The organism is Pseudoduganella sp. R-43, from assembly GCF_049913255.1.
Lineage (GTDB): Bacteria > Pseudomonadota > Gammaproteobacteria > Burkholderiales > Burkholderiaceae_D > Rugamonas.
On sequence record NZ_CP183988.1, the window covers coordinates 4,234,829 to 4,256,331 of the forward strand.

8 protein-coding genes are annotated in these 21,503 nt (G+C 67.2%); 2 read left to right on the top strand and 6 right to left on the bottom strand.

Annotated features, from left to right (window positions below; all coding sequences use genetic code 11):
- Nucleotide 1 precedes the first annotated feature (1 nt).
- Entirely contained in the window at nt 2-4,297 is a 4,296-nt protein-coding gene (locus ACN9M3_RS19170) for a response regulator (protein WP_426318322.1), read from the bottom strand.
- A 9-nt stretch (nt 4,298-4,306) separates the two neighbouring features.
- A complete protein-coding gene (locus ACN9M3_RS19175) occupies nt 4,307-5,776 on the bottom strand; it encodes a cache domain-containing protein (protein ID WP_426318323.1) in 1,470 nt (489 codons plus the stop codon).
- Nucleotides 5,777-6,010: 234 nt separating this feature from the next.
- On the opposite strand from ACN9M3_RS19175, the gene ACN9M3_RS19180 reads away from it, so the two are divergent.
- Together ACN9M3_RS19180 and ACN9M3_RS19185 are read left to right on the top strand one after the other, a co-directional pair.
- Complete coding sequence (locus ACN9M3_RS19180) at nt 6,011-6,877, top strand: serine hydrolase (RefSeq protein WP_426318324.1); 867 nt, start codon at nt 6,011-6,013, stop codon at nt 6,875-6,877.
- A 33-nt stretch (nt 6,878-6,910) separates the two neighbouring features.
- Nucleotides 6,911-9,241, top strand: coding sequence for a histidine kinase dimerization/phospho-acceptor domain-containing protein (locus ACN9M3_RS19185; protein ID WP_426318325.1), 2,331 nt, complete (start codon nt 6,911-6,913; stop codon nt 9,239-9,241).
- Here ACN9M3_RS19185 and recD read toward each other — a convergent pair.
- The 4 genes from recD to ACN9M3_RS19205 are packed head-to-tail and all read right to left on the bottom strand — an operon-like array spanning nt 9,221 to nt 21,314.
- A complete protein-coding gene (gene recD / locus ACN9M3_RS19190; RefSeq protein WP_426318326.1) occupies nt 9,221-11,152 on the bottom strand; it encodes an exodeoxyribonuclease V subunit alpha in 1,932 nt (643 codons plus the stop codon). The two genes, ACN9M3_RS19185 and recD, sit on opposite strands and share 21 nt — an antisense overlap.
- Nucleotides 11,149-14,781 (bottom strand): exodeoxyribonuclease V subunit beta, encoded by a 3,633-nt coding sequence (gene recB / locus ACN9M3_RS19195; RefSeq protein ID WP_426318327.1) that lies wholly within the window; start codon nt 14,779-14,781, stop codon nt 11,149-11,151. The genes recD and recB overlap by 4 nt, the downstream gene beginning before the upstream one ends.
- Nucleotides 14,778-18,176, bottom strand: a complete 3,399-nt coding sequence (recC, locus tag ACN9M3_RS19200) for an exodeoxyribonuclease V subunit gamma (RefSeq protein ID WP_426162108.1) — start codon at nt 18,174-18,176, stop codon at nt 14,778-14,780. Before recC ends, recB begins: the two co-directional genes overlap by 4 nt.
- A 48-nt stretch (nt 18,177-18,224) precedes the next feature.
- Entirely contained in the window at nt 18,225-21,314 is a 3,090-nt protein-coding gene (locus ACN9M3_RS19205; protein WP_426318328.1) for a CHASE domain-containing protein, read from the bottom strand.
- Nucleotides 21,315-21,503 lie beyond the last annotated feature (189 nt).

Genomic DNA, 21,503 nt, shown 5'->3' on the forward strand with positions numbered 1-21,503 from the left:
CTCACTTTTCCTCCAGGCTTACCATTGCTTCGTCCAGCGCCGCCAGCGCGGCTTCCAGGTCCAGGTTACCAATTCCGTTTTCAATTCGTCGCCAGTGATCGGGCAAGGCCGCCTTGAATTGCGCCAGCTCCGCCTCCCACAGCTCGGCCGCTTCCGAGTCGCTGTCCGCCAGCAGGTGGCGCAGGCGGCCAAGCGGCGGTGCGGCGGCCGGCATGGCAGGCACCAGCGCAGGGTGCACGGCGCCGCCGCGCATTTCTGCGTCGAGCGCGCGCAGCGCTGCCAGCAGCGGATCGAGCTCCACCAGCACCATTGCCAGCAGGCGTTCCAGGTCCTCGCGCGCGGCCCCGTTCTGGCACGCCTGCTCCAGCGCCTGCGCAGCCTCCTGCACGCTGCGCGCACCGATATTGCCGGCCACGCCCTTCAAGGTATGCGCCAGCCGCTCCGGCGCAGTCGCATCGCCGCCCATGAGCGCGTGCACGAACATGGCGGCGAAGTCCTGCTGGCCGTCGCGGAACTTCACCAGCAGGCGGCGGTATAGCTTTTCGTCGCCCATGGAGGTCGCGAGTCCGGCCCGGACGTCGACCATCGGCAGCGCCGGCAGCGGCGCTGGCTTGCCGCCGGCGGCATCGACGGAGGCGGCGTGCGCATTGGACGCGGCAGGCAGCATGCCGGCCTGGCCCTCGCCCGGTGCCGGCCGCAGCCAGCGCGCCAGCGTGGCGTACATTTCGGCCACGTTGACCGGCTTGGCGATATGGTCCTGCATGCCGCTGGCCAGCACCTTCTCGCGGTCCCCGGCCATGGCGTTGGCCGTCATCGCGATAATCGGCAATTTGTCCAGGGCTGGATTGGCGCGGATCGCGCGCGAGGCCTGGAAGCCATCCATCACGGGCATCTGGCAGTCCATCAGCACGCCGTCAAAGCGCGTGTCCTGTGCCAGGATGTCCAGCGCTTCCTGCCCATGGCGCGCCAGCACCGCTTCGATGCCGGCCTTGCCCAGCAGGTCGATCGCCAGCTCCTGGTTCATCTCGTTGTCTTCGACCAGCAGCACGCGCGTGCCTGACAGGCGCGCCATGACGTCGACCTGGTGCATGTCGCGCTCGGCCGCACGCCGCCCCTCGGCCAGCACGCCCTTGCCCAGGGCCTCGCCCACCGCTTCCAGCAGGGCAGACGGCGTTACCGGCTTGGTCAGCACGGACTTGAGCCGGACCCGGCGCTCCTCCGCGCTGGTCAAGGCTTCCTCGCGGCCGTAGGCGGTCACCATGATCACCGCCGGCAGCCGGCCGGCGTCCCCCGATTGCAGGCGCCGCACCGTTTCCACCCCGTCCATGGACGGCATCTTCCAGTCCATCAGGATCAGGTCGTACGGCATGGCCTTCTGCCCGGCACGCGCAGCCATGTCCAGCGCCTGCTGCCCGCCCAGCGCCACGTCCACTTCCAGCCCGAAGGAGCGTGCGACCGTGGACAGGATTTCGCGCGCCGACGCATTGTCGTCCACCACCAGGACCCGCACGCCGAGCAATTCGTCGGCCCGGAACATGCGGCGCGGCTTCGGGTTGGCCTGCAATCCGAAGCGTGCGGTGAAGTGGAAGGTGGAGCCCATGCCTTGCGCGCTTTCGACCCAGATGCGCCCGCCCATCAGCTCCAGCAGGTTCTTGCAGATCACCAGGCCCAGGCCGGTGCCACCGTATTTGCGCGTGGTGGAGGCATCGGCCTGGCTGAAGGACTGGAACAGCTTGGCGCTCTGCGCCTCGCTCATGCCGATGCCGGAGTCGCGCACCCAGAAGTGCAGTTCAACGCCCGCCGCGTCCTGCGCCGACTGTTCGATGCCGACCACCACCTCGCCCTGCTCGGTGAACTTGACGGCATTATTGGCCAGGTTGACCAGCACCTGGCCGATGCGCAGCGGATCGCCCACCAGGCCGGTCGGCAATTCCGGCGCTACCTGGAACAGCAGTTCAAGGCCCTTGTCCTCGGCCTTGAAGCCGATCAGGTTGGCCAGGTTGTCCAGCACGTCATCGAGGTCGAATTCAACCTGTTCCACCGTCATCTTGCCGGCCTCGATCTTCGAGAAGTCGAGGATGTCGTTGATGATGCCCAGCAGGTTCTCGCCGGCGCGCTGCACCTTCTCGACGTAGTTGCGCTGGCGCTTATCGAGCTTGGTCTGCAGCGCCAGGTGCGACATGCCGATGATGGCGTTCATCGGGGTGCGGATTTCGTGGCTCATATTGGCCAGGAAATCGCTCTTGGCACGAGTGGCGGCCTGCGCCTGCTCCTTGGCCACGCGCAGCTCGTCCTCGGCAGCTTTTTGCGCAGTGATGTCCTGGTAGACGCCATACATGAAGCGCGGCGTGCCGTCCTGCTCGTCGCGCACCACGGTGCCGACGGCGTGCAGCCAGATCACCCGGCCGTCGAGCGGGCGCTTGTAGGCATACACCGCGTCGAACTTGTCGTAGCTGCCGTCGAGGGCGCCCTGCACCCGGGCCGCCACGCGCAGCGCCCCTTCGGGATCGGCTTCCACCACGCGCGCAAACCATTCGTCCTGCAGGTGGTAGCGGCCGCCGGGCCGCGGCGGTTCGCCCAGCAGGCGCGCGGCGCGTTCGGACTGCGTGTAGTATTCGGGATCGCTGTAGTCCACCACCCAGTAGCCGCAGCCGGTCATTTCCAGCGCGATATCGCCGAGGAAGTTGCTGCGCTTGATCTGCTCTTCCAGCTGCTTGCGTTCGGTGATGTCGCGAAACACCACCACCGAGCCGACCTGCGCGCCATCCTTGTACATGGGCCGGTCCGCGTAGTCCACCGGGAAGGCGCTGCCGTCCTTGCGCTTCAGCAGCTCGCCATCCTGTTGCCATTCGGCGCCTACCAGCTCGCCTTCCTCGTAGCCAAGCAAGGCCGGCGCCGCCGGGTTGACGAAGGTGACCCGGCCGGCCAGGTCGAGGCCGACGATGCCGTCGCTGACGGCGCCCAGCACCAGCCGGCTGCGCTCTTCCAGCAGCCTGGTGCGCTCGTTGCGCTCCAGGATTTCCATATTCATCGCGATCACCGGCAGCGCGCCATCGAGCAGCGCCTGGGCCTGGTCGCCGTAAGGCTCCAGCGTTGCCAGTTCCAGCACGCCCAGCAGGCGTTCATTGCGCAGCACCGGCACGATGGCAATGCTGGCAGGGTCGGCCTCGCCCAGCGCGGAGCCGATGCGCACATAGCCCGCCGGCGCCTGGCGCATGACGATCGGCTTGCGCTGCGCCGCGCACTGCCCGACCAGCCCTTCGCCGAGCAGGAAACGCTGCTGCGCCGCGGACCTGCCGCGCATCGCATAGCCGGCCAGCAGCGCCAGGCTGCCCTCTTCCGCCTCATGCCGGTAGAAGGCCGCGTGGCCAGCCTGCACCAGCGGCGCCAGCAGCGCCAGCGTGCGCGTCGCCAGGTCTTCCGCGCTTTCCGCCGATTGCAGGTCGTTGCCGATCGCCGCCAGGTGGGTCTTGAGCCAGCGCTGCGCCTCCATCTTGCACGCTTCCTCCTGCAGCACCTTGATCGAACGCGCCAGGCTGCCCATCTCGTTCGGGAAGTCGGTCAGCGGCACTTCGGCACCCAGCTTGCCCTTGGCCAGCTGCTGCACGGCGCTGCGCAGGCGGTCCGAAGGCAGCCGCACCGAACGTCCCACCAGGTAGCTGAAAAGCACGCCCAGCACCAGGCTCAGGCCCAGCAAGCCATAGGTGAGCTGCTTTTCGTAGCGCGACAAAGCCTGCATCTCTTCGATCTGGTGGCGCGCGCTGTCTTCCTTGATTTCGGCGATGCGCGTCAAGGCATTATTGGCGCGGATGGCGTGTTCCTGGAACGCCGGATCCGCCACCACGGCGACGGCCTGCTCCACCTGGCCGGCGCGCAACAGGCGCAGCGCGTCGTCCACGCGCAGGTGATAGTCGGCGTAGGCCGTTTCGAATTCGGCCAGGTTCTTGCGGTTCGCTTCGCGGATGATGCGCGGGCGCAGTTCCTCCAGCGCGCGGTCTTGCTTGCGCTGGGCCTCTTCGAGCATGGACATTGCATACTCGCGGCCAGCCCTGTCGCGCGCCAGCAAGGCTTGCTGCAAGGCCCGCCCGCGCTGAGCGAACTGGATCAGCGCATCCTTGGCGTCGGAGATGCCCAGCAAGTCATTCTTGTAGATGCCGAGGATCTCGTCATGCAGCCGGGCCTGGGTGGTGACGTTGTGCAGCCCGAACGCCAGCGTGATCAACAGGCTGCCGCCAAAACCCAGCGCGAGCTTCCACGTCAGGCCCAGTTTTTCAAGTCGCGTCAGTAAGCGGGCCACGCTTCCTCCCTACTCAGTCATATTGATTGCCAGCAGGTCGAGCGCTGACAGGAATTGTTCATAAGCCGCCGCATCCGGGGTTGCAAGCAGCGCCAGTTCCACGGCTCCCAGCAGGCGGCCTTGCAGCTGGACTGGCGCCAGCAGCAAGGCGCCCGGCGGCGCCTCGCCCAGCCCGGACCGGATGCGCCATGCCGCGCCCGCGCCGCTGGCGTCGACGATGCGCGCTTCGCGTTCCAGGGCGCACTGGCCAAGCAGGCCCTCGCCCAGCGCCAAGCGCGCCGGCGGCGCAGTGCAGGCATAGCTGGCGGCCAGCACCAGGCCATCGGCTACGGCAGCGTAGATGCTGCCCTGCATGGCGCCGAACAGCAGGTGGCATTGGTCGAGGAAGGCCGTGAGGCGGGCATGGCGGTCGCTTGCCTGCTGCATCTGCAGCGCCACCTGGGCCAGCTGCATCTTGCGCTCGGCGCGCAGTTGCTGCTCCTGCGCCACGCGTTCGAGTTCGCGGTGGGCGCGCTGCTGCGCCGCCTGGCTGCGCACGGCGCGCAGGCCGGCCGCCCCGAGCAGGAGCACCACGGCCGCCGCCATGGCAGCGGCAGGCAGGCCGCTGCCCGGCGGCACGCTCTGGCCCAGGTCTTCCAGCACCACCAGCTGCCAGGCACCGGATGGATCGTGCCAGTCCACGCTGGCCGAGGCCACCGCAAAATGCCGGCCTTCGCCCTGCACCATGCCCGGCGCCAGCTTGAGCGGCAGCGGGCGCGGCTCCTTCTCTTCGAACAATTTGCCGAACTGGCGCACGGCCCGGATGCCCGCCACCCGGGCCGGCGTCACCTCGCCGGCCAGCATGCCGCGCCATTCGCGCCGGCTGCTGGCAAACACCACGCCTTGCGGCGACAGCAGGATGGCGGCCTGGCCGCTGCGCGCCAGCAGGCGCTCCAGCTTGTCCATGCCGGTGCGCGCCACCACCACGCCCACCGGATCGCCGCGGCGCGCCATGCCGGCGTAGACCGGGGCCGCGAAATACAGGGCATGGTCGCCGCGCGCCAGGCTGACGGCGGCGTAGATATTATTGCGCCCGGCGATGGCTTCCTTGTAATAAGGCCGGAAGCGCACGTCGATGCCGGTCGACGGTTTTCCGCTATCGTCCCAGGACGATTTGACGAAGCCGTCCCGGCCCACCACGAATAAACCCTGGATTTGCTGGCTGCGGGCCACGTTTTCCAATAAGGCCGATATTTTCGGCTGGTTGGCGGGAATTGGTTCGGTACTGTCTTTTTTGATATCCGGCTCAATCAATCCGAGCAGGGAAATCGCCCCCATCAAGTTACTGTCCAGGGTTAATGACATTGCAGCAATAGCGTCGCGCTGCACGTCGATATTCAATAATTCCAGCCTGGCCTGTTCCAGCCTGGCGCGGTAGCTGCTGCCGGCCAGCAGGGCCGCCGCCGCGGCCAATAGCGCGACCACAGCCCAGGCCCGCAAGCGATATTTTGCAATTCTCTCAATTACCAACATGGCAAATTTCAAGAAGGAAATATTATCGAATAACAATACCAGCATTCCCGCCGCGCGTGCCGCACGCCATGGATTTTATTGTTCAGTTGCGCATGATTGACGTTTGCTGGACGAGTTAACCCGATAGTGATATCGTCCTTATTTAGAATATTGCCCTTAATCCAGCAATATTCCGCCCCGAACGAACGCATCAAACCCATCATGTTCAAGAAAATAACCGCAGCCCTGCTGATGTCGATCTCCGCAGCCGCGTTTGCCGTGCCTTTGGGCTCGCAATCCGTGCTTGTCGTCGAGGATGAGACTGGCAAAGTGCTGGTCGAGAAGAACGCCACCGCCGTTGTTCCGATCGCCTCCCTGACTAAACTGATGACCGCAATGGTCGTGCTCGACTCCAAGCTTGATATGGACGAGCAGATCAGCATCGACAAGGACGATGTCGATACGCTCAAGCACAGCACCTCGCGCGTGCCGGTCGGCGCCACCCTGTCGCGCGGCGAAGTGCTGCAACTGGCGCTGATGTCGTCCGATAACCGCGCCGCGGCCGCGCTGGCCCGCACATTCCCCGGCGGCCCGGCCGCCTTTACTGCCGCGGTGCACGCCAAGATCCAGCAGCTCGGCATGACCAGCACCCGGATCGATGAACCGACCGGCCTGTCGCCTAACAATACATCGAACGCGGCCGACCTGGTGAAAATGGCTGCCGCCGCCGCCCAGTATCCCGAGATCCGCCGCATCACTACCGATACCGAGGAAGTGATCAATATGAAGGGGCGCATGGTGCAGTACCACAACACCAACCGCCTGGTCGGCGCCAAGGGCTGGGATATCGGCCTGTCCAAGACCGGCTACACCGAAGAAGCGGGCCGCTGCCTGATCATGCGCATCACGGAAGCCGGCCGCGCAGCAACCCTGGTGCTGCTGAACGCCGGGGGCAATTCAGCGCGCCTGATGGATGCGCTGAACATCCGCCGCCTGCTGGCGGGCGACAACGCTCCCAAAGTGATGAAAGCATCCAGCCCGCGCAAGAAGGCCGTGCGCACAACGGAACGCCGTCGCCGCCGCATGTAAGACGCCTGACGGGGTTCGCTGCCGAGAGGCACCATGGACCTGCTGCGCAAGCTGCGCTTCGCACGCCGCCTGGCGATCCTGGTGGGGATCTTCGCCGGCGGCTTCCTGCTGTACGGATTCTGGTCGTTCCGCACCCTGGACCAATTGCGCGTCAACGGCCCGCTGTACGGCGACGTGGTGCAGGGCAAGGACCTGATTGCGGACGTGCTGCCGCCGCCGCTGTACATCATTGAATCGTTCCTCGTCGCGCAGCAATTGGCAACGGCCGGCAGCCAGGTCGAACGCGAACAGCTGGCGCAGCGCCTGCGCGCACTGCACGCGCAACAGGTGGCGCGCGTCCATTACTGGCAGGGCCAGGCCCTGGACGGCAGCCTGGCCGAATCGCTCAAGCAGGCCAACATCCAGGCCACGGCTTTTTACAACGAAGCGTTCGGCCAGCTGGTGCCCGCGCTGGAGCTGGGCGACCGGCCGCGCGCCGACCATGCGCTGGCCAAGATGCAGCGCCATTACGAGCAGCACCGGCAAGTGGTGGACGACCTGGTGAACCTGGCGGCAAGCCGCGCACGCTTTACCGAAGGCCAGGCAGCCGAACGCATCCGCTTCGACAACACGCTGCTGCTGGCCATCCTGGCCGCTTCGCTGGCGCTTGCCATCGGCATGGCATGGCTGATCAGCCGCAGCATCACGCAACCGCTTGCGCAGGCGCTGGCGATTGCGCAGCGTGTGCGCGGCGGCGACCTGGCATCGCCCGCCCCGCCGCCCTTCCCCGACGAAGCGGGCGAGCTGCTCTCGTCCCTGCATGCGCTGCAGGCGAGCCTGGCCGCGTCCGCCGCTGCGCGCAGCGAGTCCGAGCGCAAGCTGCGTTGCACGCGCCAGCTGCTGGACCGCCTGTTGAACAGCGCCGACATGCTGGTGCTGGGGCTCGGGCATGAGGGCGAAGTACTGATCTTCAACGAAACGGCGGTCCAGGTCACAGGCTGCAGCCGCGACAGCGTGCTGGGACGCGTCTGGCGCGACCTGCCGCTGCTGCCCATGTCGGCCGTGTCGCAATGGCCGGAAGGCGGGCACCCCGAACAGTTCCGCGCCATGCCGGCCGGCCACGAGCATCTGCTGCAGACGGCGTCGGGCGATGAGCGCCGCATCGCCTGGCACCACAGCGCCCTGGAGGAAGGCGAGATCGCCCTGCTCAGCTTTGGCATCGACGTCACGGAACTGCGCCAGGCCGAGCGGGCCATTGCCGCGGCCCACGAGGCAAGCGACCACGCCCATCGCAGCAAGGGCGCCTTCCTGGCCAATATGGGCCACGAGATCCGCACGCCGCTCAATGCCATCATCGGCCTGACGGAATTGGCCTTGCGCGGGCCGCTCGATGCGCGCCAGCGCGGCTACCTCGAACAGGTCGACGGCGCTGCCGCCAGCCTGATGGCGATGTTCAATGATATCCTCGATTTCTCGCGCATCGAGGCTGGCAAGTTCCACATGGAAGAATGCGTCTTCAGCGCGCGCCGCGCGGCCGAACAGGCTTGCGCGGAATGGCAGGCTGCGGCGCATGCCAAAGGCCTGCTGCTCGAATGCAGCGTGGAGGCGGCGCTGCCGGAAGAACTGGTAGGCGACGCGGCCCGCCTGCAGCAGCTGCTGCAGCATTTGCTGGCGCATTCGGTCAGATTCACGGAGCGGGGCAAGGTGCAGTTGCTGCTGCGGCGCGAAGACGCCGGCGCCGAAGATGGCACGGTACTGCGCTGGGAAGTACGCGACACCGGCGCGGCGCGCGACGCCGCAGTCCAGCTCTACGAGCCGGTGGGGCCGGGCGATTCGGCAGCAGGACTGGGCCTTTCGGTGGCGCGCCAGCTGGCAGCCATGATGGGCGGCCACCTGCTGCTGGAAAGCGATCCGGCCGAAGGCAACCGCTTTGTCTTCACCGCCCTGTTCCGCCATGCGCTGCCGGGCGCAGTCGCTTGCGCCGAAGCGCAGGCGGCTGCGCAAGCGGCATTTCCTGCGCTGAGCGCCCTCGGCGCCGACATGGCCGGCGCCCTGGCGCGCCTGCATGGCAACCACGCGCAACTGCGCAAGATGCTGGGCCAGTTCCTGCAGGGCCAGGCCGCCCTGCACGTGGCCGTTGGCGATGCCGTGGCCCTGGGCGACCGCCAGCGCGCGCAGCGGATGGCGCACACGCTGGCCGCGCTGTCGGCGCAGCTGGGCATGGAGGCCTTGCGCCAGGCCGCGGCAGGGGTGCTCGGGGCGCTGCGCGCCGGCGGCGACGCGGCGCCGGAACTGGCGGCGCTTGCGCCGGCCCTGGACGCTGTGCTGCAGGCGATCCACGCCGACCTGCAGACAGGCGGCGAATCAGGCGAGCAGGCTGCGTAGGCCGCTGGTGCGTTCGGTGCGGCGCCGGATCGCATCCGGCAGCACGCCCGGATTGGGCGTCAGCAGCGTAAAGCGCTGGCGGGCGCGCGTGATGCCGGTGTACACAAGTTCGCGCGCCAGCACGCTGGGCGCTTCGCGCGGCAGCACCAGCACCGTGTGGCTGAATTCCGAACCCTGCGATTTGTGCACCGTCATGGCGAAAGCCGTTTCCACATTGCGCAGGCGGGTCGCGAGCACGCTGCGCACCTGGCCGCCCTCCGAGAAATACACGCGCAAGGAACCGGAGCGCGCGGGGTCGGGCAGCGCCAGCCCGATATCGCCGTTGTACACGCCCGTGGCGTAGTCGTTGCGCGTGACCATGACCGGGCGTCCTACATACCAGTCGCCGCGCCGCTTCAGCAAGTCAAGCTGTTCAAGGCGCTGCGCAATGCTGTCGTTCAGGCCCGAGACGCCCCATTCGCCCTCGCGCACGGCGCACAGCAGGCGGAAACCTTCGAATTCAGCCAGCACGCCGGCGGCCCAGGCATCATGGCCGGCAGCGCCGGGGCCCTGCCTGACCATCTGCAGGAAAGGCCGGTAGCCTTCGACTGCCAGGCGCAGCATGTCCTCCTGCTGCGCCGCTTCGTTCCAGTGCAGTTGTCCCCCGCTGTCGGCGCGCAGCACGGCGCGGGCCGCGTCGGCATCGCCGTGATTGACGGCAACGGCCAACTGGCCGATCGGGCCGCCGAAACGGCGGCTCTGGCGCAGCATGACGGTCTGCTGCGCCAGGGCGCCGGCATTGCCGAGGAATTCCGGCGGGATGGCCTGGCCCGATGCCGCTTCCACAAAGGCCGCCGTGGCGGCGTCGTAGCCACCGGCCTGCGCATCATGGCACAGGTCGCCCAGCACCGAACCCGCTTCCACCGATGCCAACTGGTCCTTGTCGCCCAGCAGGACCAGGCGCGCGCCGGCGGGCAAGGCATCGAGCAGGGCCGCCATCATTTCCAGGTGCACCATCGACGCTTCATCGACGATCAGCACGTCCACGTCGAGCGGATTGCCGGCATTGTGGCGGAAGGCGCGCGTCTCCGGACGTGCACCGAGCAGGGAATGCAGGGTGCGGGCGCCGCCCATGCGCTGCGCCAGCTCACGCAGCGGCAATGCGCCGCCAAGGCTTTGCTCCAGGTCGCCCAGCGCGCCGTCAATGGCCTGCTTCAGGCGCGCGGCAGCCTTGCCGGTTGGCGCCGCGAGCGCCACGCGCAGCTGGTCGGCATGGACGCCTTCAACCGCAAACAGCAAGGCAAGCAGGCGCGCCACCGTATAAGTCTTGCCGGTGCCGGGACCGCCGGTGATGACTGCCAGGCCGCCGCGCGTAGCGACCGCGCAGGCGATCTTCTGCCAGTCGGCCCCGCCCTCGCGCGTGGCGTGCGTGAACAGCCGGTCCAGCCATTCGCGCACCAGGGAGGGTGGCGGCCCCCCTTTATCCGTGCCGGTGCGGGCGCGCACGGCATCTGCCACCGTGTTCTCGTCCGACCAGTAGCGGCGCAGGTACAGCCGGCCGCCAGCAAGCACCAGCGGCTGGCCCCTTTCCACGCCGCCCGGCCAGGCCAGCACTTGCGGGCAGGCCTGCAGGAATTCGTGCCAGCCCGCCAGCCCTTGCGGCAGTTCGCCGGCCTCCTCGCACAGGCTTTGCCAGTCGTCTTCGCCCCAGCCCAGCATGGGCGAGGGATCGGCGGCCAGCGCCGCCAGTTGCAGGCAACTGTGGCCGCGTCCTTCGAGCTCGGACAGCAGCAGGCAGGCCAACGCCAGCGGCCGGCCCGATGCGGGACTGCCGTCCGGCGCAAGCGCCGTCACAAAGCGCGCAAACACAGGACCCAGGCGGCGCAGCATGCCGCCTTCGGCCAGCATGTCGGCATGTTCGTAAAAACTCATCGGCAAAGCCCGTCCAGTCCGTCCAGCAGCTGCGCATCGGGCGGCAGCAGGTAGCACCCGCGCGTCTGCTCGTTGCCGACCCCGCGCAGGAAGTAGAAGATCGCGCCGCCCAGTTGCGCGGCCGGGTCGTAGGACTCGCCCAGGCGCGTGCGCAGCAACCGGTGCAGGGCCAGCATGTAGATGGCGCCCTGCACGTCGTAGCGGTGCGCCGCCATGCCGTGCGCCAGCGCAGCCTTGTGATAGGCGGCATCGCCGCCGCCCAGTGCGTTCGATTTGTAGTCCAGCACCCAGTACCGGCCCTGGTATTCGAAAACCAGGTCGCAGAAGCCTTTCAGCATGCCGTGCAGCTCGCGCTGCGGCAAGCCGGGACGGGCAATGCCGTCCAGCAGGTGCTGGCGGCACAGGCGATCCAGCTGCGCTGTATCCAGACGCTCGCTCGGGAACCAGAATTCCATTTCCGGCAGCAGTTGCCCGATCGCGTCCAGCGCGCTGCCCAGCGGCGGCAGTTCGGTGGTGACGATCACCTTCAGCCATTCCAGGGTATCGGCTTCACGATGGCCCCAGCCGGCGCGCTTGATCTGGCGCGCGGCGCGTTCCGTATAGTGCTCCTGGTGGATCGACGCAAAGCCGTCGCGCGCCAGCGTTTCCAGCTGGTCGTGCAGGAAGTTGCCGGGCACCGAGCCGCGCGGGAAGCGGTGCCAGGCCGTATCCTCGATGCGCAGCGCTGCGCCCTCTTCCTCGCCTTCCAGCAGCGTTTCCTGCGCGGCGTGCATGGGTGCAGGCAACGGCTCGCTGCCGCTGCGCCTTGCCAGGGAGGTGAAGCTGCCGACCGACCAGTCGCGTTCAAAATCGCCCTGGTACGCCAGCGGCGCTTCCAGCGGCGGACGCTCGACCGCGCGCGCCAGGCGCGTCACCGGCACGGCGGGCTCCAGCAGGGCGATGGAAATGGCATCGCAATCGCCGCGCAACTGCTGCCAGCTTTCCAGCAACTGGCCGGCAGGCAGCGGCTCGCCGCCGGTCAGCAGGTAGCCAAGCGCCGAATCGTGCAGGGTATTTTCGTCCTTCTTGCGCGCCGGCAGTGCGGCCACGCCAAGCCACAGGAAATGCCGGGCGCGCGTCAGCGCGACATACAGCAGGCGCAGGTCTTCCTCGATGCGGGCCGCTTCGGCTGCCAGCTGGCCTTCTTCGGACAGGTGCATGTCAAGACGGCGCTCGCCGTCGGCATCGGTGTATTCGAAGAAGGTGCGGTTGCGCTTGTCCACCTTGCGCACCGTGACGGCGAACGGCAGGTAGACCAGCGGGTATTCCAGGCCCTTTGACTTGTGCACGGTAACCACCTTGACCAGCTCCGCGTCCGACTCCAGCCGCAGCACGCGTTCATCGCCGCCGTCCGTCTCGTCGTCGATCTGCTCCGCCAGCCAGCGTATCAGCGCCTGTTCGCCTTCCAGCTGCCGGCTGGCCTGCTGCAGCAGCTCGGCCAGGTGCAGCAGGTTGGTCAGGCTGCGTTCGCCGCCGGGCCGCGCCAGCAGCTGCGCAGGCAGGCCAAGGTCGTGGATGAAGCGGCGCAGCATGGCCAGCACGCCCTGGCGCTGCCAGACCACGTGCAACTCCTTGAGCTGTTCGACGCGGCGCTCCCAGGCCAGTTCGTCGGCCGAAAACCGGGCCAGTTCTGCCAGCGGCAGGTTGGCGGTGCGGGTGGCAAACGCGGTGCGCGCCAGTTGGCCATCGAGCGGGTTGGCGACTGCCGAGAGCCAGCGCAGCATGTCCGCAGCTTCGTCGCTGGAGAGCACCGAGTCCTGGTCGGACAGGTACACGCTTGGCACCAGGCGGCGTTGCAGCGAACGGCGCACGGCAGCCGCTTCACGGCGCTCGCGCACCAGGATGGCGATGTCGGCCGGCTGCAGGCGCCTGAAGCCCTCGCCGCCCTGGAAGCCGGTAGCCGGGTCGTTGAGCAGGCAGGCGATATGCTCGGCGCACTGCTCCGCGAAGTACTCGCGATAGGCGTCGGCGCCCAGCTGCTCCATGGTGCAGCCGGCCGTCAGCGCCTGGATGTCGCCGGCCGGGCCCACCAGCCGCTCCGCGCGGCCGCGCGCGCCCACAGCCTCGAACGGCAGCGGATTGCCCTTGTCGGTGCGGAAGCGGAACGCCCCGCGCGCAAACCCGCCCTGCCCGGCCACGCCTTCCGCGTGCAGGAAGACCTGGTTGACCGCAGCAACGATCTGCGCCGTGGAGCGGAAGTTGGTGCCAAGCTGGTAATGACGGCCCTGCGTGGCACGGCGCGCATCGAGGTAGCTGTGGATGTCGGCGCCGCGGAAGCCGTAGATCGACTGTTTCGGATCGCCGATCAGGAACAGGCCGAGATCGGGGTCGTTGGCGGCGACCTGGTACAGCAGGTTGAAAATGCGGTACTGGCTGGGCGCCGTGTCCTGGAACTCGTCGACCATGGCCACCGGGAACTGGTTGACGATACGCTGGCGCAGCGCCTCGCCATTGGCGCCTTCCAGCGCACCGCGCAGGCGCTCCAGCATGTCGGCAAAGCCGAACAGCCTTTGCTGGCGTTTCAATTCCTCCATGCGCGCGGCAATCGTCGCAGCTGCATGGCGGAGTACGTGGTGGCGCAGCGGCTCGATGGCATCGAGGGCGCGGCGCAGCGGCGCGATCCCTTCGAAGTCCGCCGGAATGTCGGGCGCGAAGCCCTTGGCGCAAGCGTCGGCCATGCCGGCCGGGGTCAGGCGGAACCACGGCGTGGCGTTCATATCCGGCTCGGCCAGCGCAGGATCGTTGGCCCAGTCGCGCAGGGCCGCGAACCATTTGGCGACATTGTCGGCGCGCAGCTTGGTGCCGTTGAAGCACTTCGGATTGGCCTCGCGCTGGGATGCGATCCAGCTTTCCATGCGCGCTGCCCGCTCGGCCCAGCCTTGCTTCAGCGCCGCCAGCGCGGCCTGCTGCTCGCCCTGCACGCGGCCGATCATGGCGCCCAGCGGCTCCCGGCCTGCCAGCCCTGCGGCATCGGGCCGGCGCGCCAGGTCGCGCACGCTGCGGCCGAGCGCGGACACGTCGCGGCAGGCGGAAAGCAGCACGCGCAAAGCCTGTTCGCCCAGCGGGTACACCTGCTGGCGCCAGTAATCATGCACCGCGTCTTCATACAGCGCCGCCTCGTCGCTGAGCAACTCTTCGTCGAACAGGTTGCCGCTGTCGAAAGCGTGCTCGCGCAGCATGCGCTGGCACCAGGCATCGATGGTGAAGATTGACGCCTCGTCCATCGTTTCGGCTGCCAGCTGCAGGCGATAGGCTGCCTGCTGGCGCGCGGCATGGTCGGGCAATGCTTCCAGCAGCGCGTCCAGGTAGGAATCGGGTGTCTGCGGCGTTTCAGCCCGGAAGTACGCTGCCGCTTCCACCAGGCGTTCGCGCACCCGGTTGGACAGTTCGCGGGTGGCCGCGCGGGTAAACGTCATGACCAGGATTTCGTTCGGCATCAGCGGCCGGCGATAGCCGTTCGCGCCGCCATGCCCCAGCACCAGGCGCACGTACAGGGCGGCGATGGTCCAGGTCTTGCCGGTGCCGGCGCTGGCTTCGATCAGGCGCGACCCATGCAGCGGGAAGTCGAGCGGATTCAGGGCGATGCTCATGCCTCGCCCTCCCCGTCGCCCTCGATCGGCTGCACCGCAACCGATTGCGCCAGCCAGTCCGCCAGCGGCTGGTATAGCGCTCGGCTGGTGTCCGCAAAGCCGGGGTCTCCCGCCAGGGCGGCAAAGTCCGGCCACAGGCGGGCCAGGCACGGGTCCTCGTTCTCGCCTGACAGCTCGAAGCCGCCGTCGTAGACGCTGCGCGGATCGCCCTCCATCACCAGCGCGAGCCCGGTCTTGCAGGCTGCGGGCAATGGCTGGTCCATTCCCTCCCGCCACAATTCGGCAATGCGCGCCAGGACCGCAAGCGCAGCCTGCGGCTCAAGCGGCGCCATGATCACGATCGCATCACGCGCAACCAGGAAGCCGGTCACCGGATGGCCCTGCGCGGCTGCGGCCAGCTGGCGCAGCCACATCGGGATCAGCTTTTCACCGCGCGGCGCGCCGGATTTATCGCACACGCGCGACGACATCTGCATCAGCCATACCGTGGCGCCCTCGGCCCGGTGCAACTGGTCGATCCAGTCTTCCAGCTCCAGGCCAGCGACTTTAAGGTGGACGGCCAGTTTGGGCGCATCTTCGCTGTATGTGCCGCGCAGCGACAGCCAGGCCGTCCGCACAGGCACCAGTTCTTCGACCAGCTCGTCCAGCACCCGGTCGCCGATCAAGCCGATCGGCAGCACGCCCTGGCGCCGCAGGCGCTGGCCGCGTTCGCGCAAGGTGGCGCGCACCTCTTCAATCGGCTCCATTTCGCCGCCGTCCGCCAGCATCGCATCTTCCAGGTTGTAGCGTTCAAGGCCGTCCAGCTGGAACGGTTCCTCATCCTCGCCAATCATCGCCGATTCGGCAAAGTAGACGCCCAGGCGCTGGCGGAAGAAATGCCGCACCGGCTGGCGCAGGAAGGCTGCCAGCGTGGAAAGCCGCAGCCGGAACCCCTCTTCCACCTCGTAGGGCGGCAACGCCACGGGCGCCGCAGGCGCATCGCCGGCGTCATGCGCCGCGCGCCATTCACCGGCAAAGGTCAGCAAGCCGCCGCGCTCGAAGTAGGCGCGGCTGAAAGGCTGCAGCGCATGCAAGGTGGTGCGCGCGGCGAGATCCAGGCCCCAGCCGGCATGCAGGTAATCGCGCAACTGCGCCACCAGCACCGAAGGCGGCTGTTCGCTGTTGTCGCGCACATTGCGTCCGACCCAGCTCACGTACAGCTTGTCGCGCGCGGCCAGCACGGCTTCCAGCATCAGGTAGCGGTCGTCGTCGCGGCGCGAACGGTCGCCGGGACGCGCCATGCCGGGCAAGGCCAGCAGGTCGAAGTCGGCGCGGCTGGCGCGGCGCGGGAAGTCGCCGTCGTTCATGCCCAGCAGGCAGACCACGCGAAACGGCACGGCGCGCATCGGCATCAGGGTGCAGAAGGTGACGCCGCCCGACACGAACTGGTGTTCCAGCGACGGTTCGTCAAGGCCGCCCATCCACGCTTCGCGCAGGGTTGCCAGCGGCACTTCCTCGTCGAAACCGGCGTCCTCGCAAGTCTCCAGCCACTTATCCAGCGCATCGTCCAGGCGCGCCAGCGTCAGGCGGTCGCTTTCGTCGCGGTCGCTGAAGAAGCCTGCCAGCAGCAGGCGCGCCTGCTCGGCCCAATCGGCAGGCCGGCGCGCCACGTCCAGCCGTTCGCGCCAGGCCAGCAAGGCCTCGATCAATTGCGCCAGCGAACCGGCCAGGGCGGCGTCCAGCCCGCCAACTTCCGAATACGGTTCGACGCCGGCATAGGCCGAGCCCTTGCCTGCCGCATAGCCCAGCAGCATGCGGCGCACGCCGAACATCCAGGCATTCTGCTCGCCTGCCGGCGCCAGGCCCAAGCCCGCACGATGGCCTGCATCCAGGCCCCAACGCACGCCGGCGCCTTCGATCCACTGGCCCAGGGTCGGCAAGTCGTCTTCGGACAGGCCGAAACGGCGCGCCAGGGCCGGCACATCCAGCAGGTCGCGCACCTCGCTCTGGCGGCAACGCTGCTGCGGCAGCCGCAGCAGCCACTCCAGCGCCACCAGCAGCGGATTGACGCTGCGGTCGTTGACGTCGCCGATTTCGTGCGGGATATAGCGCGGGTCATGGCGGCGGTGCTGGCCGAACACGGCGCGGATCGAGGCGGTAAAGACATCGATATCCGGCACCATCACCACCACGTCGCGCGGCCGCAGCGAGGGATCGGCGGCAAACATGGCCAGCAACTGGTCATGCAGGATTTCGACTTCGCGCTGCACGCTGTGCGCCACGTGGAATTCGATGGAGCGGTCGCTGTCCTCGGGCGCAACGCGCGGATGCTCGGCCAGCGGCAGCATGTCGCGCACCGCCGCCTGTACCTGCGCCAGCAGCGTCCCGCCTGCTTCATCCCCGAACAGGTCCACGCGCAGCTTGTCGTCGCGCCCTTCCAGGTCGCTGGCGGTGTCGAATTCGTCCAGCATGCGGATATAGTCGCGCCCCTGCCGCCCCCAGCTCGCCAGCAGCGGATGGCTGTGCGCGTGCAGCGCTTCCAGCGGCACAGCCGACAAGTCGATGTCCTTGCGCGCAGCGTGGCGGTGGCGCGCGGCGCGCAGCAAGTCGCGGCCTTCGATGATGTCGCCCCAGTAGTAGCGGCAGGGATTGGGGACCGCGATCACCACCTGGGTGAAGCGCGCCAGCGAAGCCATGGCCTGCAAAGTCTGGTACGGCAACGCCGATACGCCGAACAGCACGATGCGGCGCGGCAGCCGGCCCAGCGGCGTATCGCCGCGCTGCACAGCATCGACGAAGGCTGCATGGACGCTGGCGCGTCCGAGGCCGCGCTCTTCTTCCGGCACGCTGGCTGCGACGGCACGCCATAACTCGGCCTGCCAGCGCTGGTCGGCCGCCAGCGGCACAGCCTCGCCGCGCGCGTTGCGCAGCTGGTCGCGGCCCGCAGCCCAGTCCTCCAGCCAGTCAGCCCGGTACACCTGGTACTGGTCGAACAGGTCGGCCAGGCGTTCGGCCAGCTGCAGGCGGCGCTCCGGGTCGCCGTCGCGCAGGAAATGGCGCAACGGCGCAAAGGCATCCCGCACCAGCAACTGCGGCAGCAGGCGCATCAGGCGCCAGGTCAAGGGACCTTTATCGAAAGCGGAAATCGGCGGCACGCGCGCATGTCCCAGCATGCCCCGATAGATTTCCCACAGCAGCCGCGCCGGCAGCGCAACGCGGGTGGCGCCGCACAGGCCCGTTTCCTCAGCCAGGGCAATCTTCAGCCATTCGGCCACGCCGTTCGACTGCACCAGGAAAATCTCCTGCTCCAGCGGCGCCAGCGGATGGCCGCGCAACCACTGGAACACGGCGCTGCGCAGCTCTTCCAGCTGGTTGCCGTGCAAAATCAGGAGTCCGGGTTGGATGCTTTGGGCCATGTAAAAGCAGCGAAATAGCGTGGAACGCCATTATCGCCGCAAAGTCGGCTATCCGGGAATATTGGCGTTCATTTCCTGGGCAATATGCTCGCGCAGGCGATCCAGCAAAGGCTGCATCTGGCTGACGATGGCGCGGGCACGGTCGATGCCGTCGGCCGGCACCATTTTTTCCAGCGCCAGGCACAGGTCCGCAAAACTCATGGCGCCCACCGCCCGCGCGGAAGACTTGATGCGGTGGCCCAGCTCCGACAAGCGCACGATATCGCCCGCCTCCAGCGCAACCTGCACTTCGCGCAAGCCTTCCTGCGCCGAGTCGATGAACATATTGGCGTACTTGCGCATCTTTTCAGGCTTGTTGCCGAAAGTCTGGGCCAGGGCGCGCAGGTCGAACAGCTCCGATTCGCCGCCATTGCCAGGCTCCTGCTCGGCGGCAGGTTCAGGCACCGGCGCAGGCGCAGGCGCCGGCTGCGGCTGGCCAGGCGTCGTGGTGCTGCGCACCTGCGCCATGCGCCCTTCGGCTGCGCGCTGGCTCATCCACTTGGACAGCACCGAGAACAGCAGGGTCGGCGCAATCGGCTTGGTGACGAATTCGTCCATGCCGGCAGCCAGGCAGCGCGCCTGGTCCTCGCGGCCCGCGTTGGCCGTCATGGCGATGATCAGGGTGCCGGACAGCTTGGGATGGGCGCGGATGATGCGGGTGGCCTCGTAACCGTCCATCACCGGCATCTGCACGTCCATCAGCACGCAGTCGAAGTGCTCTTTCAACAGCAGGTCGATGGCTTCCTTGCCGTTGTTGGCCACCACCACCGTGGCGCCGGCGTCCTCCAGCAGCTCCTGCCCGACCTGCTGGCTGAAGATGTTGTCTTCGACCAGCAGGATCGAGGCGCCGTGGATGGGCGCCAGCATGTCCGGCTGCAGCGCGTTGGAGTCGGTGGCCTGCAGCAGGTGCGTCCCCTTCTGCAGCTTGGCCGTGAACCAGAAGGTCGAACCCTTGCCTGGCTCGCTTTCCACGCCCACCGTGCCGTCCATCAGCTCCGCCAGCTGCTTGCTGATCACCAGGCCCAGGCCGGTGCCGCCGTACTTGCGGGTAGTCGACGTGTCGCCCTGGTGGAAGGACTGGAACAGGCTCGAGACCTGGGCCGGCGTCATGCCGATGCCGTTGTCCTGCACTTCGAAGCGCACTACGGTGTAGTTGTCGCGGTCCTCGACCGGCCGCGCGCGGATGTAGATCTTGCTGTTTTCAGAGAACTTGATGGCATTGCTGGTGAAGTTCAACAGCACCTGCTCCAGGCGCAGCGGGTCGCCGCGCAACTGGTGCGACAGTCCCGGCCAGATCTCGAACACCAGCTCCAGGCCTTTGCGGCTGGCCGCCTCGCCCAGCTGGCCCGAGATATTGGTCAGCAGGGACTCCAGCGCAAAGTCCAGCACTTCCAGGTCCAGTTTGCCGGCTTCGATCTTGGAGAAGTCGAGGATGTCGTTGATGATGCCCAGCAGGTGCTGGCCGGAGTGGTAAATCTTTTGCAGGTAATCCTTCTGCTTCGGATTGGTGGCGCCCTTCAAGGCCAGGTGCGCCATGCCGATCACGGAATTCATCGGCGTGCGGATCTCGTGGCTCATATTGGACAGGAAATCGCTCTTGGCCTGGTTGGCCGCGCGCGCCTGTTCTTTCAGCATATGCAATTCGGTGACGTCGGTGGACAGCGCAATCACCACCGTCACATCCTTCTCCAGCCGCACCGGAGCCTTCACCGTCCACAGGTGGTGCACCACGCCGTGGCGGTCGGTGTAGCTCGCCTCGCCCGAGCGTTTCTGGCGATCGGTCAGGACCACGTGGTCCTCCTGCCAGGCGTCGTCGGCCTCGCGCTTGCGCATGACTTCGATATCCAGGCGGCCGATGATGTCCTCGACCGGCAAGCCGATCACCTCCGCCATCTTGGCGTTGACGTAGACATAGCGGCGGTCCTGGTCCTTCATGTAGACGTGCGCCTCGACGTTATCGAGCACGCTATCCAGCAGGCGGCGCTGCTCCAGCGCATTGCGGCGCTGCGAATACATGGTGAACAGGTAGCCGTAGACCAGCAGCGTTCCGGAAAAACCCGTGACCAGGGCCAGGTAGGGTATCCAGCGGTCGAAGCCGACGATCATCGCATCCTTGCGCGCGTAGAACTGGGCTTTCCACAGGCTGCCGTTGAAATCGATCGGCAACACGGAAATGAAATAGTCGCCGGGATCGCCCGGCAATGCAGCAGGCTTGTCGATCGAACCGTTATCGTTGAACAGCAGCCGGTCATCAGGTTCGATGGTGAGGTTGCGTTTTTCGGGATCGGTGGAAGCGTCCGAGTACAGGATCATGTGCACCTGGCGGTCCGCCATCTCGTCGATCGCCCCCTGGATCAGCTTGGAAACCGAAAAGCCGATGCCGACCGTGCCGATGAAATTGGCGCGGCGGCTGCTCACATCATCCACCGGCATGCCGCGCTTGTAGACGGGCAGGCGCATGCCCAGCCCGATATGGGGTACCGGCTGCTTGAGCAGCACCGGCTGGCCCGACGCGCTGATCTCGCCCGTGTCGCGCGACAGCTGCATGGCACGGTCGATGGCTGGATTGGCAATGATGTCGACGCCAAACTTTTCCATCATCAGGCCCATCGGCTCCAGGTAAGTCAGCGGCGCATACTGTTCCCGCTTGCCCGGCGGCTTGATGTCGAATTTCGGATAACCGCCGGGCGTCAGGCTGGTATCGGCCCGCACCGCAGCGACGAAGGCCTCGCGCTCCGCATGTGGCACGTTCGGCGCATAGTTGATGGCCTCGAGTGCCGGGTAGTGCTTGCCGATGTTCAGGGTCGTCACGTACTGCCGGAATTGCAGCCGGGTGACATGGTCGGTGGTCTGGAACAGCGCCACCAGGCCGCGCACCACGTCCGAATAGGCCTTCACGCGCGCCGAAATACTGTACTGGGTGGCGCGGTTCAGATTGTCAAAGCGCAGCTGCGCCTCATCCTCCACCGTATGGGAAGTGATGGCATACAAGGTCGCGCCAACGGCGGATGCCAGCGACAGGCCGAGCAACCATAGGAGGGCCCGCCCGCCGCCCAGGCCACGCCACCTCCGCCTCATCCATTGAGAAAAGTCTTGCATTTGAGCAGCATACTATTAAAGCAGCCCTGAACGGAACCAATTCAACTCCCCCTGGTCCAAAGCTCGACAGGAGGGCTCATCATGAAAAATGGATTCCACATCTTACCGGCATCCCGGGCTTGCCGGAATTTCCTAGCCTGCATGCATTTTGCCGGCCTTGGCCTTGCCGCACCCGCCAGCGCCGCTCCG

What these genes read in the sequence shown, in the direction of transcription:
- recD (WP_426318326.1), bottom strand. Translation starts at nt 11,152, where the DNA reads ATGAGTTTTTACGAACATGCCGACATGCTGGCCGAAGGCGGCATGCTG.
- ACN9M3_RS19205 (WP_426318328.1), bottom strand. Translation starts at nt 21,314, where the DNA reads ATGCAAGACTTTTCTCAATGGATGAGGCGGAGGTGGCGTGGCCTGGGC.
- recC (WP_426162108.1), bottom strand. Translation starts at nt 18,176, where the DNA reads ATGGCCCAAAGCATCCAACCCGGACTCCTGATTTTGCACGGCAACCAG.
- ACN9M3_RS19180 (WP_426318324.1), top strand. Translation starts at nt 6,011, where the DNA reads ATGTTCAAGAAAATAACCGCAGCCCTGCTGATGTCGATCTCCGCAGCC.
- ACN9M3_RS19185 (WP_426318325.1), top strand. Translation starts at nt 6,911, where the DNA reads ATGGACCTGCTGCGCAAGCTGCGCTTCGCACGCCGCCTGGCGATCCTG.
- recB (WP_426318327.1), bottom strand. Translation starts at nt 14,781, where the DNA reads ATGAGCATCGCCCTGAATCCGCTCGACTTCCCGCTGCATGGGTCGCGC.